Source organism: Pseudomonas sp. NBRC 111124 (genome assembly GCF_001320245.1).
In the GTDB taxonomy this organism is placed as follows: domain Bacteria; phylum Pseudomonadota; class Gammaproteobacteria; order Pseudomonadales; family Pseudomonadaceae; genus Aquipseudomonas.
The window spans coordinates 51,435-77,497 of the sequence record NZ_BCBA01000036.1; the positions used below are offsets into that span (position 1 = coordinate 51,435).

The window sequence follows — 26,063 nt, forward strand, 5'->3', positions numbered from 1 at the left end:
TTATGCCATTAAGAGCCGAGCTCTGTGAACCGGCCCACGCCCGTCAAAACCGATAACTTCTTCATCATGATCTTCCGAGCCCTGCGCCAACGTCGCGTGCCCTTGGCACTGCGCATCGCCACCACCAACATTTTCCTGGTGGCGCTGGCGTTGGTGATCTATGCCTGTGTGATGGGCCTGCAGTTCAAGCAGGCCATGCACGAACAGGCTGACGCCCTCGGCCAGAGCCTGACCACCCAGACCGCCACCTCGGCCACCGAGCTGCTGGTGTCCAACGACATCCTCAGCCTCAATGTGCTGCTGGGCAACCTGGTGAAGAACCCGCTGGTGGCCCATGCGGCCATCTACAGCGTCGACAACCGCATCCTCGCCGAGGCCGGTCAGCGCCCGCGCAACAGCCTGCTGGGCGAAGCCGAAGGCCTGTACCAGACCAAGATCACGTTCCAGGACGTGACCGCCGGTCAGCTGCGCATCAGCCTGGACATGAACCAGTTCCAGCAGCCGATGCTCATCAGCCTGCAGAGCATGGGCATCCTCGCCGCCATCCTGCTGGCCCTGGCGCTGAGCCTTAGCCTGCGCCAAGGTCGCCACATCACCCTGCCGCTGCTGCAGCTGCGGGTATGGCTGCGCGACCCGCACCCTTACACCCCCGCCATCGACCGCCAGGACGAGATCGGCGACATCGCCCGCCAACTGCACGCCCGCCTGGCACCACCACCTCCGCCTGAGCCGGAGCCGGAGGAAGAGGCGTACGAAGACGAGTTCGACGAGCTGCACGACGAAGTCCCGGTCAAGCCTGCACAGCGCGCCAAGGCAGTGGTCCAGGCAGACGAGGACGACGACGCGGCTTTCGCCGGGCTGCTGGACGACGTGGAGCACCCCGCGGCCAAACCTGCCGCGGTCGAATCCGACGAGCCACAGAACACCGCCGTGCTGGCCGTTCAGCTGGGCTCCCAGGAGCAACTGCGCCGCCTGCCGCGCACGCGCCTGACCGAGCTGCTGGAACGTTACCGTGGCTGCCTGGAGCAGGCTGCGTCGCTGTATGAAGGTGAGATTCACACGCTCAACGATGGCAGCACCCTGGTGCTGTTCCACAGCCGTGACTGCGGCGAGGATTACCTGACCAACGCCATCTGCTGCGGCGAGTTGCTGCGGGCGCTGGGCCATGCCCTGCAGATCGAAGTAGCCGACAGCGGCATCACCCTGCAACTGCAGCTGGGCCTGGCACTGGGCGATGATCTGCAAGGGCTGGAGCAGGTAGACCTGCTGATGGCCGAGAAGGCCCAGGACGCGCTGGCCCTGTCGCAGCACAGCCGCAACCTGCTGCTGGTAGAGCGCCAGATCACTGATGACGAGCTGATCCGCAAGCGCGCCCGCATCCGGCCGATTGCCAGCCCTGAAGGGGCTTGCTGTGTGGAGCGGTTGCTGGAGCCCTACCCGTCGATGCTGGAGCGCCAGTTGGCGCGCATGCACGAACGCCGGGCCTGACTTCAGATCCTAAGGGCCGCTTTGCGGCCCCAGCCATTTCAGCGACCCACAAAAAAGCCCGCGAGCATGCGGGCTTTTTTGTGGCTGTCGGATCAGAACCGATAGACTTCCATATCGGTGCGAATCGGCGAAGCCATTGGAATCTTCGACTTCTCCGGTTCTTTCTTGACCTGCACCGGTGCGGCTTGTTTCTTCGGTGCTTCTTCAGCAACCGCCGGCTGATTGGCCAGCGGTTTGACCGCCGAGCTCAACTGTTCGGCCAGCTTCTGCAGCAACTGCCCCTGGGCCTGAACCTGGGACGACTCGCTACCCGCGTGCTGCTGCTCTAGGTGAACGATACGGTTGTCACGCACACGGCCACGGCGGTCGAGCAGGCGCCATTGCGCATCGAGAATCGCCGGCTGGTTCTTGCCCGAGTCCAGGCGAGTGATCGACAGCAGTACCTGCACATCCGGGGTAAAGCCTGTGCTGGCCGGAGCCAGCACCACGCGCTGGCTGTCCAGGCGCCAGGCCAGCTGGCGCACCAGCAGCTGATCGATGTCCGCCGACAGGCTACCGGCCCAACGACCGTCGGTCGCCGAACTCAGGCTGCCGTCGGCCTGGCGTTGCAAGAAGGTTTCGCGCTGCAGGTAATCGGCTACCGACACCGGGCCAAGCACCACGGCCATGCCCGCGCTCTGCGAAGGCTGGCCAGGATCACCGCTGTCGAGTTGGTACAAGGCAACCGGCTGGTGCATGCTGCACCCGCTCAGCCCCAGCAAACCCGTCATCAACAGCGCAAATGGAAGGCGCAGGAATTTCATTCAACCCATCCAGGCGGTCGCCACCAGGCAAACCGCAGTGATACTCATAGAGATTCAATCGGGCACTCGGCCACGCCGGCACCGCAGGGGCACTATCATCCGCGAAATATCGGTTCGACTCCAGCATTTCTGCCTGGAACGGCGCTGAAATTGCCGTTCCAGACATTTCGTCGGATTATACCGGCACTTCCACCTGCAGGCTGTCGACCCGCTGGAAGCCGCGAGGCAGCTTGCTGCCGCGTCGGCCACGTTCACCCTTGTAGTGCTCCAAGTCGTCTGGCTTAAGAGACAGGGTACGCTTGCCGGCTTGCAATACAAGGGTTGCACCCTCGGCAATCACGGCCAGATCGGTGACAAATTCTTCACGACTGGCCACCCGATCACCGGGCACACCGATGATCTTGTTGCCCTTGCCTTTGCCCAGCTGTGGCAGGTCGGAAACCTTGAACACCAGCAGGCGACCTTCAGTGGTCACCGCCGCCAGCCAATCCTGTTCACGGTCGGCTACCGGGCGTGGCGTCATGACCTTGGCACCGTTAGGCAAACTGAGCAGGCCTTTGCCAGCCTTGTTCTTCGCCTGCAGGTCCTCCCCCTTGACCACGAAGCCGTAACCGGCGTCGGAGGCCACCACGTACAACGCGTCATCGTCTGGCAGCAGCACGCATTCGAAGGTCGCCCCGGGCGGAGGCGTCAGGCGGCCGGTCAGCGGCTCGCCCTGGCCACGTGCCGATGGCAGGGTATGCGCGGCCACCGAATAACTGCGCCCGGTGGAGTCGATCAACACAGCGAACTGGTTGGAGCGCCCGGCAGCGGCGGCCTTGAAGCCGTCGCCGGCCTTGTAGGACAGCCCGGTGGCATCGATGTCGTGGCCCTTGGCGCAACGCACCCAGCCCTTCTCCGACAGCACCACGGTGACCGGCTCGGTCGGCATCAGCTCATTTTCCGACAGGGCCTTGGCTTCGGTGCGCTCGACGATTGGCGAGCGGCGCTCGTCGCCATAGGTCTCGGCGTCCTTGATCAGCTCGCTGCGCACCAGCTTGCGTAGCTTGGCATCGCTGCCCAACAAGGCCTGGAGCTTGGCCTGCTCCTTGAGCAGTTCGTCCTGTTCGCCGCGGATCTTCATCTCTTCCAGGCGCGCCAACTGGCGCAAGCGCGTCTCGAGGATGTAGTCGGCCTGGATTTCGGTCAGCTGGAAGCGCTCGATCAGGGCCTGCTTGGGGTGCTCCTCGGTACGGATGATATGGATCACTTCATCCAGGTTGAGGAACGCAGTGAGCAAGCCTTCCAACAGGTGCAGGCGCTTCTCGACCTTGTCCAGGCGGTGCTGCAGGCGGCGGCGAACGGTGTGGGTGCGGAACTCCAGCCACTCCAGCAACAGTGCGCGCAGGTTTTTCAGCTGCGGGCGGCCGTCGAGGCCGATGATGTTGACGTTGACCCGGTAGCTGCTCTCCAGGTCGGTGGTGGCGAACAAGTGCTGCATCAGCTCGTCGGCATCGACGCGGTTGGAACGCGGGATGATGACGATGCGGCATGGGTTCTCGTGATCGGACTCGTCGCGCAGGTCGGCGACCATCGGCAGCTTCTTGGCCTGCATCTGTGCGGCGATCTGTTCCAGCACCTTGGCCCCGGAGACCTGGTGCGGCAAGGCAGTGACGACGATGTCGCCCTCCTCGACGCGGTACACGGCGCGCATGCGGATCGAACCGCGGCCGCTCTCGTAGATCTTCTGGATTTCCGCACGCGGGGTGATGATTTCGGCTTCGGTCGGGTAGTCCGGGCCCTGGATGTGTTCGCACAGCTGCTCGATGGTGGCCTTGGGCTCGTCGAGCAGGCGCACGCAGGCACTCGCCACTTCGCGCAGGTTGTGTGGCGGCACGTCGGTGGCCATGCCCACGGCGATACCGGTGGTGCCGTTGAGCAAGATGTTCGGCAGGCGCGCCGGCAGTACCGCAGGCTCCTCCAGCGTGCCGTCGAAGTTCGGTACCCAGTCGACGGTGCCCTGTCCTACTTCGCTGAGCAGAACTTCCGAGTAACGCGACAGGCGCGCCTCGGTGTAACGCATGGCGGCGAACGACTTAGGATCGTCCGGCGCACCCCAGTTGCCCTGGCCGTCGACCAGCGTGTAGCGGTAGCTGAACGGCTGCGCCATCAGCACCATGGCCTCGTAGCAGGCCGAATCGCCGTGGGGGTGGAACTTGCCGAGCACGTCACCTACGGTACGGGCGGACTTCTTGTGCTTGGCGTCGGCATTGAGCCCCAACTCGCTCATGGCATAGACGATGCGTCGCTGCACCGGCTTGAGGCCGTCGCCGATGTGCGGCAAGGCCCGGTCCATGATCACGTACATGGAGTAGTTGAGGTAGGCCTGTTCGGTGAAGTCAGCCAGCGAGCGGCGTTCGACGCCGTCCAGGCTGAGTTCCAGTGAGTCGCTCATGCGGGCCTCGTCATTTCAGGTTCTGGCGCAGCAGCATGGTGCCGCCGCGCTGGGTAAATTCAAGTTGTTTCAGGGCACTCATGCCCAGCAGCACGGCTTCCCCGTCAAGGCCGGGCACCACCAGGGCGCGCACGTTCTGCAGGTGGATATCGCCCAGTTGCAGGGCATCCAGCCGGGTGCGGTAGCCTTCGGTGCGGCCGTTGGCGGTGCTCAGCACCACCGGGCTGCCGCGCTGCAGGTTCAGGTCCTTGGCCAGCGACTCGGGGATCGCCACGTCGGTGGCACCGGTGTCGAGCATGAAATGCACCCCCTGGCCATTGATCGTGCCGTCCAGCACGAAGTGGCCCTGGCCATTGCCCAGCAGGCGCACTTCGACGAAACCGTCGCCGTGGGTCGACTGCACCTGTGTGTTGGGGTTGCGCTCGTGGTCTTCCCATTGACCGAAGAAACGCGTGGCAAGGAACAGCCCCGCCGCCCAGGCGACGATCATCAGTACCTTGCCGGCGCGTTTGCCCGGTGGCTGGCTCATGGCTTGGCGCTCCAGCCGCCCTGCGGCGCTTCGAAGCGCCAGACGATCGGCCGGCTTTCACCATCGGCGCGAGCACCGTTGTTGTTGTCCAGGCCAATCCAGGCGCCCTTGGCGTCGATCACCAGGGCCTCGGCCAGACCGTAGGGCTGGTCGTAGCGCCGCTCCGGCAGCAGTGCCTCGGCGGCGAACGACCAGCACTGTTCGACCTTGCCATTGTCGGCATCACGTCGGCACACGCGGTAGGCGTTGCGCTCGAGGGTGAACAGCTTGCCCTCGAACCAGGCGAGGTCGGCGAAATCGCGCGACAGCGCCCGTGGGTTGGGCATTTGTGGTGGCTGCATCTCGACCCCGGCTTCGCTCAGCAACACGCAGCTGCGCCCGCAGGTCCACACCGACTGCTGGCGCTCGATGGCCATCAGGCCACGGCGCTCGCGCTCGGCCGCCAGCCACAGGCGGTCACCTGCCGGGTTGATCGCCAGGCCCTCGAACAGGGCATTGAAATTGAGCAGCATGCCGCTGGCACGGGCCTGACGTACCATCGCCGGGTCGATCTTCAGCCAGTCCGGTTCACCCTCGGCTGGCAACTGCAGCACCGCCGCATGGGCCTCGCTGACCAAGTACAGATTACCCGCCTGGTCACAGGTGATGCCTTCGTAATCCAGCTCGCCACCGCGCACGTAGGACGCCGCCCAGTTACGCGACTTCAAGCCCCACGGCAAGCCGCTCTCGGGCACCGGCGGCGGCGTGAATGTAAGCGGCTGCGCGCGCCAGACGGTGCTCTGCTGATCAAAACGGTAGATGCGGTCATCATCACGATCGGAAACACCCCACAACCCGCCCCGGCATTCGACCAGGCCAGACAGGTTGCCGCCGCGCATGCCCTCGACCGGGTGCTCGGATGCCAGTTTCAGCTCCGGCCAGTTGCCCGCCAGGCTCGGCAGGGCAACTAACGTGAGCAATGCTGCAAGCAACAGACGAATCAAACCATGACCTCAGCCAGGTTCCCTTTGGTTTCCAACCAGCTCTTGCGATCACTGGCGCGCTTCTTGGCCAACAGCTTGTCCATCAGCTCGCAGGTCGCTTCGACATCTTCCAGGGTCAACTGCACCAGGCGCCGGGTGTTCGGGTCCATGGTGGTTTCACGCAGTTGCGGTGGGTTCATCTCACCCAGGCCCTTGAATCGGGTGACCTGCGGCTTGCCGCGCTTCTTCTCGGCCACCAGGCGGTCGAGGATGCCGTCACGCTCGGCTTCGTCGAGGGCGTAGTAGATTTCCTTGCCCAGGTCGATGCGGTACAGCGGCGGCATGGCGACGTACACATGGCCGGCCTCGACCAGCGGACGGAAGTGCTGGACGAACAGTGCACAGAGCAAGGTGGCGATGTGCAGACCGTCCGAGTCGGCGTCGGCGAGAATGCAGATCTTGCCGTAGCGCAGCTGCGTCAGGTCGGCTGCGCCTGGATCGACACCAATGGCCACGGCGATGTTGTGCACTTCCTGGCTGGCCAGCACTTCGCCGCCGTCCACTTCCCAGGTGTTGAGGATCTTTCCGCGCAGCGGCAGGATGGCCTGGAACTCTTTGTCGCGGGCCTGCTTGGCCGAACCACCGGCGGAGTCACCCTCGACCAGGAACAGTTCGGCACGCATCGGGTCCTGCCCGGCGCAATCGGCCAGCTTGCCTGGCAACGCCGGGCCCTGAGTGATGCGCTTGCGTTCAACTTTCTTGCTGGCCTTGAGCCGCCGGCCGGCATTGCTGATGGCCAGTTCGGCCAGCTGCATGCCCAGTTCGGGATGGGCGTTGAGCCATAGGCTGAAGGCATCCTTGACCACACCGGAAACGAACGCCGCCGCCTCGCGGGACGACAGGCGCTCCTTGGTCTGGCCGGAGAACTGCGGCTCCTGCATTTTCATCGAGAGCACGAAAGTAATGCGCTCCCAGACGTCTTCCGGCGCCAACTTGACGCCACGCGGCAGCAGGTTGCGGAACTCGCAGAACTCACGCATGGCATCGAGCAGGCCTTGGCGCAGGCCGTTGACGTGGGTACCGCCCTGGGCGGTGGGGATCAGGTTGACGTAGCTTTCCTGGACGCTGTCACCCCCTTCGGGCAGCCACAGCAGCGCCCAGTCGACGGCCTCCTTGTTACCCGCCAGGCTGCCGCAGAAGGGCTCGTCGGGCAGGCGCTGGAACTCGCTGACCGAGTCGACCAGATAGGAACGCAGGCCGTCCTCGTAGTGCCACTCGACCTTTTCGCCGCTGGCCTTGTCCTCGAAGCTGACCAGCAAGCCCGGGCACAGTACGGCCTTGGCCTTGAGCACGTGCTTGAGACGGCTGATGGAAAACTTGGGCGAATCGAAATACTTCGGGTCCGGGCTGAAGTACACGCTGGTACCGGTGTTGCGTTTGCCGACCGTGCCGACCACTTCCAGCTCGCTGGCCTTGAAGCCATCGGCGAAGGTCATCTGGTACTCGTTGCCGTCGCGTTTGACGCGCACGCGCACCTGGGTCGACAGGGCGTTGACCACCGAAATACCCACGCCGTGCAGGCCGCCGGAGAACTGGTAGTTCTTGTTGGAGAACTTGCCGCCAGCATGCAGCTTGGTGAGGATCAGCTCGACGCCCGACACGCCCTCTTCAGGGTGGATATCCACCGGCATGCCACGGCCATCGTCGCTGACTTCCAGCGAATGGTCGGCGTGGAGGATGACCTGCACCGAACGGGCGTGGCCGGCCAAGGCTTCGTCGACACTGTTGTCGATGACTTCCTGGGCCAAGTGGTTAGGCCGGCTGGTATCGGTGTACATGCCCGGGCGTTTACGCACCGGGTCGAGGCCGGAGAGGACTTCGATGGCGTCTGCGTTATAGGCGCTAGCGCTGGGATTGGCCATGGATTCTCGTCGTCAGTCTGGTGAATGCAAAAAAGATCAAAATACAGAAAAATCGAGCGCCGCATACTGCTGCCGGGCAATGCCGGCAAAGGCCAGCAGGCCTGGCAGTTGCTGGGCGAAGCCCTGGTAGCTGTGGTCGCCACCGGCCTGGATACGCAAGGCGCAAGCCCGGTAATACTGCTCGGCGTGGCGATAGTCCAGGGTTTCATCGGCGGTCTGCAGCCACACTTGATAGCGGCCTGGGTCGGTCGGTGCCGGCACTTCCAGCTCGGCCAGGGCCTGCACATGGTCCAGGGTCAAGTCCCACGCCTCGCCAGTGTAGTGGTTGCGCTGGGTACCCAGATAACCGTCGAAGCGCTTGTGCGGGGTGACTGCCGGGTTGACCAGCAGGGCTTTGAGCCCATGCCGCTCGGCCAGATGGGTGGCATAGTAGCCGCCGAGCGAACTGCCGACCAGCAGGGGCGCGCCGAGCTCGGCAATGGCAGCCTCGAGCTGGGCCATGGCCTGGCGTGGGTGATGGTGCAAGTCCGGGACGCGCAGCTGCTGCGAAAGGCCCAGCTGCTGCATCACCGCCGCGAGCTGGCGCGCCTTGGTGGAAAGCGGCGAGCTGTTGAAGCCATGGATATAGAGGATGGAACCCGACATGCTGCCCCCGGAATCTGTGGCTTCGCACCCGATCGAGCGGGCACAGGGACGCGCAGTGTAGCGCGTTCGCCGGGTTTTGGCGCCGCGGCAGGGATTTAGCAACAAATTCTTCTATAGCCGGGACTGCACGCAGCCCCAAGCGCTTCAGTACCCTGGGCTATTGAAGTCGAGCATCACTTCAAAATCAGCAGCCCGCTCAACGCCAGTCTCCAGCCGCCCATCGGCATGCAAGCGCATCCAGCGATAGCCAGGCTGCTCTTCGCTGACCTTGAAGTCCTCGCTGCCTGCCGCGAACTGAATGCAGGTTGACGGCGTGGCCAGCAGGCGCAAGCCATCGCGCTGCTCATCCCATTCCTGATGAATATGCCCCCAGAGCAACGCCTTCACCTGTGGATAACTGCGCAGGCGCTGCAACAGATCATCGGCATTGCGCAATCCGATCGGGGCGATCCAGGCGCAACCGATATCCACCGGCTGATGGTGGCAGCACACCAAACAATGCCGTTCGCCAGCCGAGGCCAAGGCTTCATCGAGAATCGACAACTGGTCCTGCTCGAGCAACCCATGGGTCGCGCCCGGTACCGCCGTATTAAGCATGACCACGCGCCAGCTGCCGATGTCGGTCACCGACTGCACCAGCTCTGGCGCAACGTCGGCCATGACCTTGGCTTCATCATGGTTACCTGGCAACCAACGGCTCGGTGCGGTGAATACGCGGGTCAGCTCACGAAAGGCGTCATAGGAGGCGACACTGGCATCCTGGGACAGGTCGCCGGTACATAGCAGCAAGTCGACACGTGGCTGTTCGCGCTGCACCTGGGCCACCACGTGGCGCAGGCTGTCGCGGGTTTTGACGCCCAGCAAGGTGCCCGCCGGGTCGGCGAACAGGTGGGCGTCGGTCAGTTGCACCACATGCACGGGCGCAGGGGAAGGGTCTGGGTTCGGCAACGGCCGTCTCCTCGAACGGATTCTGCACGAATTATGGCGCCGGAACGGTTACGAGCAAACACTCGAAACCGACCCAGGTCACATTTCAGCGCACACTTGCCAGTTCGTGGCCGCAGGCCAGGCAATGGCTGAGCCATTCACCGAGGAACAGATTGAGCTGCGCCTTCTCGTCCGGCTGGTGCATGGCCTGATTGGGGTACGGGTAGATGCTGCGTAGGCGACGGGTATGCTCGGCGCTGATCACTTCGGCCATGCGCGCATCGTGATACACCTGCACCTCCAGGTGCGGCACCGGCAGCCAGGGCAGGCTGTGCTCCTGGCGCACGCGCAAGGTGGTGGTGTACGGGCAGGCCAGCAGCACATCGAGCACCAGTACGCCAAGCATCTGGTCGCCCTGGGTCATGCCGATGCGCCGCGAGCTCTGGGTGGTACGCATATCGGGCAGCAGACGCATGAGCCGGGCATAGTTGGCCTCGCAGGCTGCTTGCAGCCCGGCCAGGTCGACCCGATAACGCTCACGCAAAAGGTTCACTTCCACATACCTCGGACTTCATCTTTGTTCAGCGCCAGCCACTGCAGGCTGATGATGGTCGCTGCGTTGCAGATTTGACCATCGCGCACTGCTTGCATTGCATCATCGAACGACCATACGCGTACACGGATGTCCTCGCTCTCTTCTTCCAGGCCATGCAGCCCACCCGCGCCTTCACTGGTGCAGCGGCCCAGGTACAGGTGCACGTACTCGTCGCTGCCGCCTGGCGAGGGGAAGTAGCGGGTGATCGGCCACAGGGCGCCTATCGCCAGCCCGGCTTCTTCCTCGGCTTCGCGATGGGCAACGTTCTCCAGCTCTTCTTCCCGGTCGATCAGCCCGGCGACCATCTCGATCAGCCAAGGGTTTTCGACCTTGCCCAAGGCGCCGACGCGGAACTGCTCGATCAACACTACCTCATCGCGCAGCGGGTCATACGGCAGCACACAGACCGCATCGTGACGCACGAACAGCTCACGGCTGATCTCACGGCTCATGCCACCTGCGAACAGTTCATGGCGCAGCTGCACCTTGTCGAGCTTGTAGAAGCCCTTGAAGCAGTTGTCCCGCTTGACGATCTCGACCGCCCTGGGCGCTGAATTCAACGTGTCTGACATGGGAATCCTCATGACCTCAATTACCGCATCGCGCCATCCTACTCTGCACGGTTGCCCGTTTCACCCCTTTCCGGCAACCGTTCGCCCACTCGGGACAGCACGTCTTCACTCTGTTAGCTTAGTGGCGAACTGAAGGCCGCGCAGACGGTCAAAGGCCGACTTTTCCCTGTTCTGCAAGGATCACCATGACACTTGTCAAACTGACATCCGTGGCCGTGCTGGCACTCGCTCTGGGCGCGTGCCAGAGCCTGTTCGCACCCAATTACCGGGCCCCGCTCGAGGTCAAGCGTGATGCCTGGGAGCACGTCAAACCCGGCTGCAGCGCAAGCGACTGCCCGCTGGTGAACATCGATACCGTGCACTTCCCGGCCCAGCCCAAGCTCGATGCCATCGTCGAAAAGCGCCTGCTGCAGCTGACTGAAGACAATCAGCATGGCACCGCGCCAAGCACCCTGCAGGCCTACGAGCAGCAATACCTGGCCAATGCCGACAAACGCAACAGCAGCTACCTGCAAGCCAAGGTACGCGAGCAGCATGACGGGCTGGTGATCATCGAGCTGTCCAGCTACCTCGACAGCGGCGGCGCCCACGGCATGCCAGGGCGCGGTTTCATCAACTATTCGCGCAAGCTGGACAAGGTGCTGACCCTGCAGGACATGCTGGTGCCAGGCCAGGAAGAAACCTTCTGGAAGACCGTGGAAGAGTCGCACCGTGCCTGGCTGATCAGCGTGGGCATGGACAAGGATGCCGAGTTCGTCAAGACCTGGCCCTTCAAGCGCTCGCCGCACATCGCCCTGACGTACGGCGCGCTGGTGGTGAAGTACGAGGTCTATGCCATCGCGCCCTACTCCATGGGCCACGTGGAACTGAAAATCCCTTATCCACGCCTGAACGGCGTGCTCAAGCCTGAGCTGTTTCCCGGCCGCGGCTGAAGCTCAGTAACCCGTGCAGCCCACCTGCCAGCAGCAATGCTGGCAGGGTAGCCCCCAGCTCCGGCGCCTCGGCGGCGATCACGTGATAGGCCGCCACACCCACCACCCAGGCCACCAGCGCCTGCCAGTGCAAACCATCGACCTGAGCCGGCAGGCCGCGACGACGGATCACGTAGTGGTCCATCAGCACCACGCCGAACAGCGGTGCGAACACCGAACCGATCAGCAGCAGGAAGTTCTCGTACTGGGCAAGTGGTGCCAGCAGGGCAATCAGGGTGCACAGCACACCAATGGCCAACGCCAGGTGCTCGATCTTCAGCGGCAACAGCACACCCGTGGAAACGGCCGCCGAGTGGATATCGGCGAAGGCTTTTTCCGACTCGTCCAGCAGGATCAGCAGCAGCGGGATCCCCATGCCTGCACCTGCCAGGGTGAGCAGCAGCGCATTGGCGTCGCCACTGGCGGCAAAGGCCAAGGTATAGGCCACGCCTAGGCTCATCAGCCAGGTGTTGCCGATGAAATAGCCCAGCACCGTACCGCCAAACACATGCTTGCCATTGCGGGCGAAGCGCGAATAGTCGGCAATCAGCGGCAACCAGGACAGCGGCATGGCGATGACGATGTCAAAGCCCACCGCCAGCGACATCGAACCGTCCCCGGCGCGGCTCCACAGTTCAACCAGGTCGGCCTTGGCGAACAGGTTCCAGGTCAGCCACAGGCAGGCGCCCAGCAATACCCAGATGCCCCAGGCGCGCAGCACCTTGCGCACGAACGCCAGTGGGCCGCTGACTGCGAGCAGGGTAGCCAGAGCGCCGAAGCACAGGGTCCAGAGCATCGGGCTGTTCCAGGCGCTGCCTTCACCAAACGCCCGAGCCCCCAGCAGGCTGGCAGCATCACGCATGACGATGATCTCGAAGGCACCCCAACCCACCAGTTGCAGCAGGTTGAGCAGTGCCGGCAAGCGCGCGCCATGACGGCCCAGGCTCAGCTTCAGGGTGCCCATGGCCGACAGGCCCGTGTCACTGCCGATGACCCCGGCGGCGCCGAGCAGCAGCACACCGACCCCGGTGCCAAGGGCAATGGCCAGGACCGCGCCGGCCAGGCCAAGGCCAGGGGCCAGCATGGCGCCGACCTGCAGGACCATCAGGCCGATGCCGAGGGAAAACCATAGCGAGAACAGGTCACGGGCGCCGAAGACGCGCTGGTGGGTGGGGACCGGGTGGTCGGGGGAGAATTGGCTGGGTGATGTCATTGTTGTATTCGCAGGAAGAATGGATGTGGCACTGGCTACTCTCCTCGTGTAGGAGCGGGCTTGCCCCGCGAAGGCGTCAGACCTGCTATGCGTGAATGGCAGGTCTGACGCCTTCGCGGGGCAAGCCCGCTCCTACACAAAGGAAACGTGGCGCTTTTTAGACTTTGTGGTACAGCTGGCTGCCTTCCTGGCGGAACCGCTCGGCCTGCTCGCGCATGCCTTGCTCGACGGTCACGTCCACGGCCTCGATCTTGGCTGCGTACTCACGCACTTCCTGAGTGATCTTCATCGAGCAGAACTTCGGCCCGCACATCGAGCAGAAGTGCGCGACCTTGGCCGACTCCTTGGGCAGGGTCTCGTCGTGGAAGGCACGCGCGGTGTCCGGGTCCAGGCCCAGGTTGAACTGGTCTTCCCAGCGGAATTCGAAACGCGCCTTGGACAAGGCGTTGTCACGAATCTGCGCGCCCGGGTGGCCCTTGGCAAGGTCGGCAGCATGGGCGGCGATCTTGTACGTGATGATGCCGGTCTTGACGTCATCCTTGTTCGGCAGGCCCAAGTGCTCCTTGGGCGTGACGTAGCAGAGCATCGCGCAACCGAACCAGCCGATCATTGCCGCACCAATGCCCGAGGTGATGTGGTCGTAACCCGGGGCGATGTCGGTGGTCAGCGGACCGAGGGTGTAGAACGGCGCCTCGTCGCAGCATTCGAGCTGCTTGTCCATGTTCTCCTTGATCAACTGCATCGGCACGTGGCCTGGACCTTCGATCATGCACTGCACATCGTGCTTCCAGGCGATCTTGGTCAGCTCGCCAAGGGTTTCCAGCTCACCGAACTGGGCCGCATCGTTGGCGTCGGCGATCGAACCCGGGCGCAGGCCGTCACCGAGCGAGAAGCTCACGTCGTAAGCCTTCATGATTTCGCAGATCTCGTCGAAGTGCGTGTACAGGAAGTTTTCTTTGTGGTGCGCCAGGCACCACTTGGCCATGATCGAGCCACCGCGGCTGACGATACCGGTGACCCGCTTGGCGGTCAGCGGCACGTAGCGCAACAGCACACCCGCATGGATGGTGAAGTAGTCCACGCCCTGCTCGGCCTGCTCGATCAGGGTGTCGCGGAACAGCTCCCAGGTCAGATCCTCGGCCACGCCGTTGACCTTCTCCAGGGCCTGATAGATCGGCACGGTACCGATCGGCACGGGTGAGTTGCGGATGATCCACTCGCGGGTTTCGTGAATGTGCTTGCCGGTGGACAGGTCCATGACGGTGTCCGAGCCCCAGCGGATGCCCCAGGTCAGCTTGGCCACTTCTTCCTCGATCGAGGAGCCCAGGGCGCTGTTGCCGATGTTGCCGTTGATCTTCACTAGGAAGTTGCGGCCGATGATCATCGGCTCCACTTCCGGATGGTTGATGTTGGCCGGGATGATCGCACGGCCACGGGCGATTTCCTGGCGGACGAATTCCGGGGTGATCTCTTTCGGGATGTTGGCACCGAAGCTGTGGCCGGCGTGCTGCTCGTTCAGCAGGCCAGCAGCGCGGGCCTCTTGCAGCTTCATGTTCTCGCGGATTGCCACGTATTCCATCTCGGCTGTGATGATGCCCTGGCGGGCGTAATGCATCTGCGAGACGTTGGCGCCAGCCTTGGCCCGGCGCGGGTTGCGCACGTGGGCGAAGCGCAGCTTGGCAAGTTCGGCATCGTTCAGGCGCTGCTGGCCGAAGTCGGAGCTCAGGCCCTCCAGGCGCTCGGTGTCACCGCGTGCATCGATCCAGGCCGAACGTACATCGGCCAAGCCCTTGCGCACATCGATGATGACGTTGGGGTCGGTGTACGGGCCAGAGGTGTCGTAGACCAGTACCGGCGCATTGCTTTCGCCGCCGAAGTCGGTCGGGGTGTCGTCCAGGCTGATTTCGCGCATGGGTACGCGGATGTCCGGGCGCGAGCCTTCGACGTAGACCTTGCGCGAACGCGGGAAAGGTTGCACGGACTGCTGGTCGACTTGCGCCGATTCGCTGAGGTTGATCGTTTTTTCTTGTTTGGTCATCACAGGCTCTCCAGACGGCTTCCTAGCAGGGGAATGTCGGGGTGAACCTGAAAGACGTGGGCGCACCCTTGGACGGGTGCAGTGCCGGATACGGGGGTGCCTGAAGCTGCATGCAGCTGCGACATTCCCGGACCTGGCACAAGAGGCTCCCCGGGAAGGCGAGCAATCTTGTTCCCTACGCAGGCGCTAACCTGATCAGGTTCAACGGGATCCGCACCTCTGCGATCTCAGCCTTTGCTTCAAGGCACCCCGACAAGAACATGCGCAGTCTAGACTGGAGTGGTCGGCAAAGCCAAGCGGGTAAAACGCAGGGGAGATGAAAGGCGCAACCTATGATTGTTGGCGGATGCGCATGGCACTACACTGGCCCGTCGCTCGATACTCAACAGTTCAGTAATTAAATTTCGTACAAGGATTGCCTCTATGCTGCGCAAACTTTCACTGGCGATAGCCGTGTCTTGTGCGTCCAACGGAGTGGTCTGGGCAGCGGACATGCCCACGACGGTAAAGACCGATTTGGTCAGTGTTTACCAGGAAGCGGTCGACAACAACGCCGATCTTGCTGCCGCTCGTGCCGATTATGGCGCCCAGAAAGAAGTGGTGCCGCAGGCTCGCGCCGGCCTGCTGCCGAACCTCTCGGCCGGTGCCGAGATGCTCAATACCCGCACCAAGATCGACCAGCCGTCGACCACCGCCAACCGCAGCGGCAACACCTGGAGCGCGACCTTGGCGCAACCGATCTTCCGTGCTGATCGCTGGTTCCAGCTGCAGGCTGCCGAAGCGGTCAACGAGCAGGCGGCGCTGCAACTGTCGGCTACCGAGCAGAACCTGATCCTGCAAACTGCGCAGGACTACTTCTCCGTGCTGCGTGCCCAGGACAACCTGGCGGCGACCAAAGCAGAAGAAGCCGCCTTCAAGCGCCAGCTGGACCAGTCCAACGAACGTTTCGACGTCGGCCTGTCCGACAAGACCGACGTGCTGCAATCCCAGGCCAGCTACGATACCGCTCGGGCCAACCGGATTGTCGCCGAGCGCCAGGTGCAGGATGCCTTCGAGGCCCTCATCGCCCTGACCAACCGCGAGTACAGTTCGATCCAGGGTGTGGTCCACACGCTACCGGTGAAGGTGCCGACCCCCAACGACGCCAAGGCCTGGGTGGAAACCGCCGGCCGCCAGAACCTCAACCTGCTGGCTACCAACCACGCCGTTGCCGCCGCCGAAGAAACCCTGCGCCAGCGCAAGGCTGGCCACGCACCGACCCTCGATGCGGTGGCCAAGTACGAAAAAGGCGACAACGACAGCCTGGGCTTCACCAACCCGTCACCACTCGGCCAGCGCTACAGCGGTGACGTGGAGCAGACCAGCGTCGGCCTGCAGTTGAACATCCCGATCTACAGTGGTGGCCTGACCAGCTCGCAGGTTCGCGAGGCCTATCAGCGCCTGACCCAGAGCGAACAGCAGCGTGAAAGCCTGCGCCGCCAGGTGGTGGAGAACACCCGTAACCTGCATCGCGCGGTGAACACCGATGTGGAACAGGTGCAGGCGCGCAAGCAGTCGATCATCTCCAACCAGAGTGCGCTGGAAGCCACCGAGATCGGCTACCAGGTCGGTACCCGCAACATCGTCGACGTGCTCGACGCCCAGCGCCAGCTGTACACCTCGGTGCGTGACTACAACAACAGCCGCTACGACTACATTCTCGACAACCTGAGCTTGAAACAGGCCGCTGGGACCCTGAGCCCGCAGGATCTGCAGGACCTCAGGCAGTACCTGAAACCGGACTACAACCCGGACAAGGACTTCCTGCCGCCGGACTTGGCCGCAGCAGCTGCCAAGAACTTCGAGCGCAGGCCTTGAGACCGGTGTTGGCTTCTTCGCGGGTTTACCCGCGAAGAAACCAACACAAAACTCAGCTGAGAAGTTTGTCCAGCCCATCCAGCAAGCGCTGCAAGGCGCCCTGGTTGGCCTGCATCACAGCCCTGCCCGCCTCACCCATGCGCTGCGCATCCTGCGGCAGCTCGATCAATCGCCGCACCGCCTCGGCCAGCCCGTCGACATCATCGACCTGCTGCAACGCCCCCGCCTCGCGCAGCATGGCGCTGATTTCGAGGAAATTGAACACATGCGGCCCCATGAGTACCGGCAATGCCAATGCCGCCGGCTCCAATGGGTTATGGCCGCCGGTGGCCACCAGGCTACCGCCGACAAAGGCGATATCGGCCAGGGCATAGAGGAACAGCAACTCACCCATGGTGTCGCCGAGCATCACTTGCGTGCGCGCATCCACTGGCGTGCCGGCAGAACGGCGGACCGTAGCGAACTGCTCGGCGCACAAGGCATGCACGGCATCGAACCGCTCAGGATGACGCGGTACCAGGATCAGCAGTGCATCGGCGTGCACCTGCAGTAACCGCTGGTGCGCCTGCAGGATCAGGGCATCCTCACCCTCGTGAGTACTGGCAGCGATCCACACCGGGCGCAGTTGGGCGCCCCACTGTTCGCGCAATGCCTGGGCACGGGGCTGCAGGTGCTCATCGACCTTCAAGTCGAACTTGATCGAACCGGTGACCTGCACGCATTCGGAGCGAGCCCCCAAGTCACGGAAGCGCTGGGCTTCGGTTTCGGTCTGCACGGCGATCAGGCTCATTTCTGCAAGCATCGGCCGTGTCAGCTTGGCAAAGCGCCCATAACCACGGGCTGAGCGCTCGGACAACCGGGCGTTGGCCAAAGCCACCGGAATGCCGCGCTTGGCGCACTGGTGGATGTGGTTGGGCCACAGTTCGGTTTCCATGATGATGCCCAACTGTGGGCGCACATGGTCGAGAAAGCGCCCGGCCGCCCACGGCAAGTCGTAGGGCAGGTAGCAATGCTGGATGCGCGGCTCATCGGCGAACATCGCGCGAATGCGCTCGGAACCGGTCGGGGTCATGCAGGTGAGCGTGATCGGCAGGTTCGGGTAGGCCTTGAGCAACGCCCGCACCATTGGCGCGGCGGCAATGCTTTCACCGACCGATACCGCATGCACCCAGATCCCGCCTTGGCGCATGGCCGGCAGGTTGCAGGCAAAGCGCTCACCGATGCGCTGGCCGTAGGCCGGCGCCTTGCGCGCGCGCAGGTACAGGCGTAGCGCAACCAGCGGCAGGCCCAGGTGAAACAGCAAGGTGTAAAGTGTTCTGTTCATGGCGGCGGAGTTTACCCGATCGCGCGCAGGTGCACCGCAAAGCGCTCGGCCAACCATTGCGCGGCCGGGCCCAGCGGTTCATCGCGGCGCCAGGCCAGCTCCGCCACCAGCGCGGGCGGGCGCCATTCGCTGTCGAGTTCGACCATGTGCGCCTGGTAGGTCGGGTACTGCACCACATGCCGTGGCAGCCAGGCCCAGCCCAGCCCGCGCATCAGCAGTTCAGCCATGGCATAGAAGCTGTCGGCACGCCACACGTGCGGGCTGATCGCCTCGCCGCCGGGGTAGCCACTCTGCTGCGGGGTGATCAGCAGTTGCCGGTGCCGGGCCAGTTGCTGGCGGGTTACCCGGCCCTCATCCGCCAGCGGGTGGCCGGCCGCGCATACCGTGACCATTTCCACGCTGCCCAGCGCTCGCCGCTCCAGCGCCGCCGGGATGCGTTCGTGGTTGAAGAACAACCCCAGGTCGGCACGCCGCTCGGTCAACTTGCGCGCCACATCGCCCTGTGCGCCACTGGCCAGTTGCACCTCCAGGTAGGGATAACGGCTGGCCAGTTCATCGAGGCTGTCGATCACCGGCTGATAAGGCATGGCCTCATCCTGGGCGACCCTGAGCAGCGCTTCCTGGCCACGCATCAGCGCCAGCGCGCGGCCATCCAGCCGCTCGCACTGGCGCAACAGTTCACGGGCATCCTCCAGCAATGCGGTCCCATTTTCGGTTAGTTTCGGCTGCCGTCCGCTGCTGCGCTCGAACAGCATCACGCCCAGGTCGGTTTCCAGCAGGGCGATGGCATTGCTGATGGCCGATTGCGCCTTGCGCTGTTCGCGGGCAACCGCCGAAAACGAGCGCAATTCGGCGACACGCAGGAAGGTGCGCAGTTGTTCCAGGTTCCATTGCTCAGCCATCAACCTATCTCCCATGCGGATAGGTAATGACTTTACCGCATCTGGGCAACCGCTAGAATGCCGAGCCAGTTACCGGAGAATCCTGCCATGAATGCCTATACCTATCTCGCCATCGCCATCTGCGCCGAAGTCATCGCCACCGCCTCCATGAAGGCGGTCAAGGGGCTGAGCACGCCGCTGCCGTTGCTGCTGATGGTGGTCGGTTACGGCATCGCGTTCTGGATGCTGACCCTGGTGGTACGCAGCATACCGGTGGGCATCGCCTATGCCATCTGGTCAGGCCTTGGCATTGTGCTGATCAGCGTGGCAGCGCTGGTGGTCTACGGGCAGAAGCTGGATGTACCGGCCATGCTGGGCATGGCGATGATCGTGGGTGGTGTGGTTGTGATACAGCTGTTTTCCAAAACTGCCGGGCACTGAGGCAGCCTGTATACTTGCCAGCTGTCCCAGTCTTCGAGGTACCGCCATGCCAACCGCCATTTCCACTGACGTGCTGATCGTCGGCGCCGGGGTCGCAGGCCTTTGGCTCAATGCCCGCCTGCGTCGCCAGGGTTACTCGACTGTGCTGGTGGAACGTGCCAGCCTCGGTGGCGAGCAGACCATCAAGTCCCAGGGCATCATTCACGGTGGTACCAAGTACGCCTTGCACGGCGCCCTGACCGGCGCCTCCGAGGCCATCGCCGATATGCCACGGCGCTGGCGTGAAGCGATCGAAGGCAACGGCGAACTGGACCTCACGCGCACCCGGCTGCTTTCCGATGCCCACTACCTGTGGTCGCCCGGCACCCTGGCCGGCAACCTGACCAGCTTTTTCGCCAGCAAGGCCGTGCGTGGCCGGGTCGATCAGGTAAAGGGCGAGCAATTGCCTCCCGCTCTGCAAGACCGTGCCTTCAAGGGCAAGGTCTACCGCCTGGCCGAGCTGGTAATCGATGTGCCCAGCCTGCTTGCCAACCTCGCCGAACTGGCCGGTGACAGCCTGCTCGCTGGCGAACAGGTCGAACCGCTGCGCGAAGGCGACGAACTGGTCGGCCTGCGCGTCGACGGCCGCGAAATCCGCGCCCAACGCATTGTCCTCAGCGCTGGCGCGGGCACAGAAGACCTGCTGCATGCCCTGGGCCTGAAGCAACCGGCCATGCAGACCCGGCCGCTGCACATGGTTCTGGCCAAGGGGCCAAACCTCAAGCCGCTGTATGCGCACTGCCTGGGCGGCGGGCCGAAGCCGCGCGTGACCATCACCACCCACCCGGCCGCTGATGGCCAGTGGGTCTGGTACCTCGGCGGCGACATCGCCGAAGCCGATGGCGTGGCCCGGGAGCCCGCAGCACAAATTGCTGCAGCGCAGAAGGAAATTGCCAACCTGCTCCCTTGGGTCGATCAAGGCCAGGTGCGCTGGGCCACCCTGCGCGTCGATCGCGCCGAACCCGCGCAGTCCGGCCTGGTCCGTCCCGACAACGCCTTCCTCGCCGAACAACAGCGCCTGCTGGTGGGCTGGCCGACCAAACTGGCACTGGCACCGGACTTCAGTGACCGTGTACTGGCCAGCCTCGAACGCGATGGCGTACGCCCCGCAGCCCAGCCCGATCTTGCCGGTTTGCCGCGCCCGGCCTTGGGTGTACCGGCCTGGGAGCAACTGCTGCCATGACCTTGCCAACCTTGCACGGCTTGCACCGCCCCTTGGGCAGCACCGGTTTCAAGGTGTCGCCACTGGGCCTGGGCACGGTCAAGCTGGGCCGCGACCAGGGCGTCAAATACCCCAATGGCTTCACCATCCCCGGCGATGACGAGGCTCGAATGCTGCTGGCCCAGGCCCGCGAGCTGGGTATCAACCTGATTGATACCGCTCCGGCCTATGGCCGCAGTGAAGAGCGCCTGGGGCCGCTGCTGCGCGGCCAGCGTGATGAGTGGGTGATTGTCAGCAAGGTGGGTGAAGAATTCGAAGACGGCCAGTCCAGCTTCGACTTCAGCGCCGCTCACACCCGCCGCTCGGTGGAGCGCAGCCTGCGCCGCCTGGAAACCGACCGCATCGAACTGGTGCTGGTGCACTCCGATGGCAACGACTTGGCAATCCTCGAGCAGCAGGAGGTCTACCAAACCCTCGCCGCACTCAAGCAGGAGGGCAAGATTCTCGGCTATGGGCTTTCCGGCAAGACCGTCGCCGGCGGCCTGAAGGCGCTGGAACAGGGTGATTGCGCCATGGTCACCTACAACCTCAACGAGCAGGCAGAACGCCCGGTGCTGGACTACGCTGCCGAACACGGCAAGGCCATACTGGTGAAGAAAGCGTTGGCCAGCGGGCACATCTGCCTCGCGCCCGGGGTCGACCCAGTGCAGGCCAGCTTCGAGCTGCTGTTCGCCCACCCGGGCGTGAGCAGTGCTATCGTCGGCACCATCAATCCGTTGCACCTGGCCCACAATGTGGCCACCGTCGCCCGCATCCTGGGCCAGCATTGAGTTGCCACCCAGCCGAGACGGGCCTGGAGACTGACCCGACGCAAGGAGGAGCCTCGTGGCGCGTACGCTGATCCGCAAGAACCCGAGCAACTTCAAGACACTGCCGCTGCATGTCGAAGCCACCCCCGAAAGCCTGGTCTACCAGAGCATCGGCATGCCCTTGAACTTCGCCCAGACCCAGCAGCGGCGGCGGGCCATCCAGCTCGCCGACAAACAGCGCTTCGTAGTCGAACTGGCCAACCTGGGCGTTTCCGTGCGCCTGACCCTGCATTGGCAACACCGTGATTACTGGGTGCTGGTAAGGCAACGCCGCCAGGACCGCGGTGACGTAGTGCTGAAACTGATTTCCGGCTATGTCCCCGCCCAGGAGCTCAACTTGCCGCTGCACACCGCCGTCCAGGAGGTGGCTGAAGAATGTCTGCTGGAAACCCCGGAAGGCTGGCTGAGCGGGCGCTTCAACGACACCTGGCTGCCAGCCCCCTATGCCGCCGCACTGCATTACCGCGATGCCTTGCCCTTCGTGCTGACGCCAGAGTCGGGCGCTGCCCGCCCGGTGCATTGCGGCAATCTGATGTTGCTGGAACGACCAAGGGCCTATGTGCACTTGCCGACGGCTTCACTGCAGTTGATTTACGACATGCGCCTCCAGGTGCCCAAGGAAGCCAAGAAGCTGAGCCTGTTCCATGTCGATGAGCGGCTGGAAGGCGACCAGCTGGTAGCGCGGCTCAACCGCAAGCGGCCGGATCTGTACCTGATGCCGGTGCAGGATGGGCAGCCCTTGGCCGAGCTGTACACGTTGAAAAAGGATGAGCTGGTACCGGCGAGCACCCGTGGGCTGTACCTGGCAGAGAGCTTTGCCCGGCAGGATGGCTGGGTGGTGGCCGATGAACGGATTCGCTGGAAGGATTGGGTGAAGCAGCAGGGGCTGGTGGAGCGCAAGGGGGTGCCAGCTTCGCATTTGCAGCGCTTTGGCGACAAGGCACGGGCACTGCTGGAGCGGGCCCGGACTTCACTTCATAAATAGCAGTTGGGGCTGCATGGCAGCCCCAACGATCGATCAGTTCTTGCGGATCTTCTCGACGATGGCTGTAGTCGAGCTGTTTTCGACCAGCCCAAGTACCTTCACGGTACCGCCATAACCCTTGACGATATCGGCACCCACCACCTGGTCGATACCATAGTCCCCACCCTTGACCAGTACATCCGGCTTGACCTGGCTCAGCAGGTTTTCCGGCGTACCTTCGGGGAAGCTGATCACCCAGTCCACCGCGCCCAGGCCGGCCAGCACCGCCATGCGCCGGTCAACGCTGTTGATCGGACGGCCCGGCCCTTTCAGGCGGCTGACCGAGGCATCGTCGTTGACCGCAACGATCAGGCGATCACCCTGTGCCCGCGCCTGCTCCAGGTAGGTGACATGCCCGGCGTGCAGGATATCGAAGCAGCCATTGGTGAAGACAATTTTCTCTTTGTGCGCCCGTGCATCGTCGATAGCCAGCAGCAGTTGCTCCAGGCCCAGCACACCACGCTCTGAGCCCTCCTCACGCTGAATCGCCCGACGTAGCTCCGGCGCACTGATTGCGGCGGTACCCAGCTTGCCGACCACGATGCCCGCAGCCAGATTGGCCAGCGCCACGGCATGTGGCAAGTCTTCGCCTGCAGCGATGGCAGCTGCCAGGGTAGAGATGACGGTATCGCCGGCACCGGTCACATCGAACACTTCGCGAGCCCGGGCTGGCAGGTGCAGCGCTGGCTGACCGCTGCGCAGGAGGGTCATGCCGTGTTCGCCGCGGGTCACCAGCAGCGCGCCGAGGTCCAGGTCCTGCAGCAACTGCAGGCCTTTGGCGACCAGTTCGGCCTCATCGGCGCAGCGGCCGACGATGGTCTCGAACTCGCTGAGGTTCGGGGTGATCAGGCTCGCGCCACGGTAGATGGAAAAATCCTTGCCCTTGGGGTCGGCCAGCACGGGAATGCCCTTGGCACGTGCAGCCTGGATCAGGCTCTGGTGGTTCTTCAGTGCGCCCTTGCCGTAGTCGGACAGCACCAACACCTTGACGCCCTCGAGCAGCGTATCGACTTCCTCACCCAGCGTCAGCGGGTCGGTGGCGAACGGTTCTTCGAAATCGATGCGCAGCAATTGCTGGTGACGGCTCATGACCCGCAACTTGACGATGGTCGGCTGGTGCGCGATGCGCTGAAACACCGAGCGCACGCCTGCGGCCTGTAGGCTGTTGGCGAGGCTGTCGGCAGCCTCGTCCTGGCCGGTGACACCGATCAGCGAAGCTGGCGCGCCAAGGGCGGCGATGTTCAACGCAACGTTGGCCGCGCCGCCGGGGCGATCCTCGATCTGATCGACCTTGACCACCGGCACTGGCGCTTCAGGCGAGATACGCGAAGTACCGCCATGCCAGTAGCGGTCGAGCATGACATCGCCGACCACCAGTACCGGGGCTTGATCGAAACGCGGCATGGACAACTTCATGGGCAACCCATATGAAAATAATGAACAGGGGCAGGATATTAGCACAGGGTAGGCGACGGCTTTACGGCCAGATACACCCTGGTAAATTCCCGTGACAATCGGGGCCGATGCGGCCCCGATCAAGGCGGGTCAGGTGATATCGGCCTTGGCCGGCTCATCCAGGCCCATGGCATGCAGGCGGGCATAATGGCCATTGGCCGCGAGCAATTCGGCATGGGTGCCGCGTTCGACCAGACGGCCTTGGTCCATCACCAGGATCAGGTCGGCCTTCTCGATGGTCGACAGACGGTGAGCGATCACCAGCGTGGTGCGGCCCTCCATGACATGATCCAGGGCCGCCTGGATATGCCGCTCGGACTCGGTATCCAGCGCCGAAGTCGCTTCGTCGAGGATCAGCAGCGGCGCGTTCTTAAGCAGTGCCCGGGCAATCGCCAGGCGCTGGCGCTGGCCACCGGAGAGCAGCACGCCGTTCTCACCGACTTCGGTATCGAAGCCTTTCGGCAGGCGGTCGACAAACTCCTTGGCGTAGGCGTCTGCAGCGGCTGCCTCGATATCGGCCCGCGGAGCGCCCGCCAGGTCGCCATAGGCGATGTTGTTGGCCACGGTATCGTTGAACAGCGTAACGTGCTGAGTCACCTGGGAAACATGGCGGCGCAGGTTACGCAGGCGGTAATTCTCGATCTCCACGCCATCGAGCAGGATCTCCCCCTGGTCGTGGTGGTAGAAGCGCGGAATCAAGGCCGCCAGGGTCGACTTGCCGCTGCCCGAGCGCCCGACCAGTGCAATCATCTGCCCAGGCTCGGCGACAAAGCTGATTTCACTCAACACTTCGCGCTCGGTACCGGGGTAGGTGAAGCTCAGGTTGCGCACTTCGAGGCGACCTTGCACACGGTCCTTCTCGACGGTGCCGGTATCGACCTCCGGCTCTTCGTCCAGCTGCTCGAAAATGCTCTCGGCACCTGCCAGGCCCTTCTGGATGGTCGAACTGACTTCCGAAAGCTGGCGGATCGGCTTGGGCAGCAGGCCTGCCGCCGTGATGTAAGCCACCAGGTCACCGGCAGTGGATTCACCACGCAGGAACAGCACCAGGAACATCAACGCCGCCATGGCGCTGTAGATCACCAACTGCAGCAGCGGCGTGTACAGCGAGCCAGTCTTGGTCATGTGCAGCTGCTTGTCGGTGTTGCTCTGACTGGCGTTGCCGAAGCGCTGTTGTTCGTAGGCCTCACCGCCAAAGCTGCGCACCACCCGGTAACCCTGGATGGTCTCAGACGCGACGTGCGTCACGTCGCCCATTGCGGACTGTATCTTCTTGCTCTGCTTGCGGAATTTCTTGCTGGCAATGCTGACCATCACCGCGATCACCGGCAGGATGGCCACCATCACCAGGGTCAGGTGCCAGTTCATCCACAGCAGGTAACCGAACAGGAACACCACCGTCAGGCCTTCACGGATAACGACCTTGATCGCATCGGTGGCAGCACCGGTGACCATGGTCACGTTGAAGGTGATCCGCGAAATCAGGTGGCCCGAGTTGTGGTTGTCGAAATAGCGATTGGGCAGCACCAGCAGTTTGTTGAACAGTTCTACGCGCAGGTCATGCACCAGGCACAGGGAGACCTTGGCCAAGAAATAGTTGCCCAGGAACGAGCCCAGGCCTTGCCACGCCGCGATGAGGATGATCAGCAGCGGCACAGCCTGCAGCAACTGCAGGTCGCGCAGATAGGGGACATTGGGGAACAGGACCGCTTGCGGGTTGCTCAGCCCGTCAACGAAATATTTGAGAATCCCGGCCAGCATGGGCTGGGTCGAAGCAAAGATCACAAAACCGACAATGCTCAGCAGGAAAATGCCGACATAGGGTTTCACGTAACTCAGCAGCCGGAAGTAGATCTTCAGGCTGGAGCTGTGCTCCGCCGGTAGCGGTGTTTCGGCCATCATCGAGCTCGCT

Annotated in this window: 22 protein-coding genes and 1 riboswitch; of the genes, 7 read left to right on the top strand and 15 right to left on the bottom strand. The window is 63.5% G+C overall.

Annotated features, from left to right (window positions below; all coding sequences use genetic code 11):
* Window positions 1-24 precede the first annotated feature (24 nt).
* On the top strand, window positions 25-1,488 hold the full coding sequence (locus APH28_RS15375) for an AhpA/YtjB family protein (protein ID WP_060510686.1): 1,464 nt from the start codon (window positions 25-27) through the stop codon (window positions 1,486-1,488).
* 92 nt (window positions 1,489-1,580) lie between these two features.
* On the opposite strand, the gene APH28_RS15380 is transcribed toward APH28_RS15375, so the two are convergent.
* From APH28_RS15380 to APH28_RS15420, 9 genes are all read right to left on the bottom strand, one after another.
* Entirely contained in the window at window positions 1,581-2,291 is a 711-nt protein-coding gene (locus APH28_RS15380) for a membrane integrity-associated transporter subunit PqiC (protein ID WP_060510688.1), read from the bottom strand.
* A gap of 175 nt (window positions 2,292-2,466) precedes the next feature.
* A complete protein-coding gene (gene parC / locus APH28_RS15385; RefSeq protein WP_060510690.1) occupies window positions 2,467-4,725 on the bottom strand; it encodes a DNA topoisomerase IV subunit A in 2,259 nt (752 codons plus the stop codon).
* A gap of 10 nt (window positions 4,726-4,735) precedes the next feature.
* Window positions 4,736-5,254 carry a TIGR02281 family clan AA aspartic protease gene (locus APH28_RS15390; protein ID WP_060510693.1) on the bottom strand — a complete coding sequence of 173 codons (519 nt, stop codon included), beginning with the start codon at window positions 5,252-5,254 and terminating at the stop codon, window positions 4,736-4,738.
* On the bottom strand, window positions 5,251-6,237 hold the full coding sequence (locus APH28_RS15395; protein ID WP_060510695.1) for an esterase-like activity of phytase family protein: 987 nt from the start codon (window positions 6,235-6,237) through the stop codon (window positions 5,251-5,253). Before APH28_RS15395 ends, APH28_RS15390 begins: the two co-directional genes overlap by 4 nt.
* Window positions 6,234-8,138, bottom strand: coding sequence for a DNA topoisomerase IV subunit B (parE, locus tag APH28_RS15400; protein ID WP_060510697.1), 1,905 nt, complete (start codon window positions 8,136-8,138; stop codon window positions 6,234-6,236). Before parE ends, APH28_RS15395 begins: the two co-directional genes overlap by 4 nt.
* Before the next feature lie 36 nt (window positions 8,139-8,174).
* Window positions 8,175-8,783, bottom strand: a complete 609-nt coding sequence (locus APH28_RS15405) for a YqiA/YcfP family alpha/beta fold hydrolase (protein ID WP_060510699.1) — start codon at window positions 8,781-8,783, stop codon at window positions 8,175-8,177.
* Window positions 8,784-8,927: 144 nt separating this feature from the next.
* Window positions 8,928-9,731: a 3',5'-cyclic-AMP phosphodiesterase gene (cpdA, locus tag APH28_RS15410; protein ID WP_060510701.1), complete on the bottom strand. Its 804-nt coding sequence runs from the start codon at window positions 9,729-9,731 to the stop codon at window positions 8,928-8,930.
* A gap of 85 nt (window positions 9,732-9,816) precedes the next feature.
* Entirely contained in the window at window positions 9,817-10,269 is a 453-nt protein-coding gene (locus tag APH28_RS15415; protein WP_060510703.1) for a DUF1249 domain-containing protein, read from the bottom strand.
* Window positions 10,260-10,877, bottom strand: coding sequence for an NUDIX domain-containing protein (locus APH28_RS15420; RefSeq protein WP_060510705.1), 618 nt, complete (start codon window positions 10,875-10,877; stop codon window positions 10,260-10,262). Before APH28_RS15420 ends, APH28_RS15415 begins: the two co-directional genes overlap by 10 nt.
* Window positions 10,878-11,062: 185 nt before the next feature.
* On the opposite strand from APH28_RS15420, the gene APH28_RS15425 reads away from it, so the two are divergent.
* The gene (locus APH28_RS15425) at window positions 11,063-11,809 is read left to right on the top strand and encodes an RsiV family protein (RefSeq protein WP_060510707.1); all 747 of its coding nucleotides are present in this window, start codon (window positions 11,063-11,065) and stop codon (window positions 11,807-11,809) included.
* On the opposite strand, the gene cytX is transcribed toward APH28_RS15425, so the two are convergent.
* On the bottom strand, window positions 11,778-13,061 hold the full coding sequence (cytX, locus tag APH28_RS15430; protein WP_060510709.1) for a putative hydroxymethylpyrimidine transporter CytX: 1,284 nt from the start codon (window positions 13,059-13,061) through the stop codon (window positions 11,778-11,780). The two genes, APH28_RS15425 and cytX, sit on opposite strands and share 32 nt — an antisense overlap.
* Before the next feature lie 157 nt (window positions 13,062-13,218).
* Window positions 13,219-15,099 carry a phosphomethylpyrimidine synthase ThiC gene (gene thiC, locus APH28_RS15435; protein WP_060510711.1) on the bottom strand — a complete coding sequence of 627 codons (1,881 nt, stop codon included), beginning with the start codon at window positions 15,097-15,099 and terminating at the stop codon, window positions 13,219-13,221.
* 155 nt (window positions 15,100-15,254) lie between these two features.
* A riboswitch (TPP riboswitch) is annotated at window positions 15,255-15,361 on the bottom strand.
* Between the two features lie 161 nt (window positions 15,362-15,522).
* On the opposite strand from thiC, the gene APH28_RS15440 reads away from it, so the two are divergent.
* Window positions 15,523-16,956: a TolC family outer membrane protein gene (locus tag APH28_RS15440; protein ID WP_060510713.1), complete on the top strand. Its 1,434-nt coding sequence runs from the start codon at window positions 15,523-15,525 to the stop codon at window positions 16,954-16,956.
* 52 nt (window positions 16,957-17,008) lie between these two features.
* Here APH28_RS15440 and waaA read toward each other — a convergent pair whose 3' ends face one another.
* Entirely contained in the window at window positions 17,009-18,280 is a 1,272-nt protein-coding gene (gene waaA / locus APH28_RS15445) for a lipid IV(A) 3-deoxy-D-manno-octulosonic acid transferase (RefSeq protein ID WP_060510715.1), read from the bottom strand.
* Between the two features lie 11 nt (window positions 18,281-18,291).
* The gene (locus tag APH28_RS15450; protein ID WP_060510717.1) at window positions 18,292-19,182 is read right to left on the bottom strand and encodes a LysR family transcriptional regulator; all 891 of its coding nucleotides are present in this window, start codon (window positions 19,180-19,182) and stop codon (window positions 18,292-18,294) included.
* Window positions 19,183-19,269: 87 nt separating this feature from the next.
* Here APH28_RS15450 and APH28_RS15455 point away from each other — a divergent pair, with 87 nt between their 5' ends.
* Genes APH28_RS15455 through APH28_RS15470 form a run of 4 tightly spaced genes read left to right on the top strand, consistent with a single transcriptional unit; the run spans window position 19,270 to window position 22,657 of the window.
* Complete coding sequence (locus APH28_RS15455; RefSeq protein WP_054887895.1) at window positions 19,270-19,602, top strand: multidrug efflux SMR transporter; 333 nt, start codon at window positions 19,270-19,272, stop codon at window positions 19,600-19,602.
* 46 nt (window positions 19,603-19,648) lie between these two features.
* The gene (locus APH28_RS15460; RefSeq protein WP_060510719.1) at window positions 19,649-20,824 is read left to right on the top strand and encodes an FAD-binding oxidoreductase; all 1,176 of its coding nucleotides are present in this window, start codon (window positions 19,649-19,651) and stop codon (window positions 20,822-20,824) included.
* Window positions 20,821-21,633, top strand: coding sequence for an aldo/keto reductase (locus tag APH28_RS15465; RefSeq protein WP_060510721.1), 813 nt, complete (start codon window positions 20,821-20,823; stop codon window positions 21,631-21,633). The genes APH28_RS15460 and APH28_RS15465 overlap by 4 nt, the downstream gene beginning before the upstream one ends.
* 55 nt (window positions 21,634-21,688) lie before the next feature.
* Entirely contained in the window at window positions 21,689-22,657 is a 969-nt protein-coding gene (locus tag APH28_RS15470; protein WP_060510724.1) for a hypothetical protein, read from the top strand.
* Between the two features lie 33 nt (window positions 22,658-22,690).
* Here APH28_RS15470 and hldE read toward each other — a convergent pair whose 3' ends face one another.
* Both hldE and msbA read right to left on the bottom strand, forming a co-directional pair.
* Window positions 22,691-24,112 carry a bifunctional D-glycero-beta-D-manno-heptose-7-phosphate kinase/D-glycero-beta-D-manno-heptose 1-phosphate adenylyltransferase HldE gene (gene hldE / locus APH28_RS15475; RefSeq protein WP_060510726.1) on the bottom strand — a complete coding sequence of 474 codons (1,422 nt, stop codon included), beginning with the start codon at window positions 24,110-24,112 and terminating at the stop codon, window positions 22,691-22,693.
* Between the two features lie 129 nt (window positions 24,113-24,241).
* Window positions 24,242-26,050 (bottom strand): lipid A export permease/ATP-binding protein MsbA, encoded by a 1,809-nt coding sequence (gene msbA, locus APH28_RS15480; RefSeq protein ID WP_060510792.1) that lies wholly within the window; start codon window positions 26,048-26,050, stop codon window positions 24,242-24,244.
* Between the last annotated feature and the right edge of the window lie 13 nt (window positions 26,051-26,063).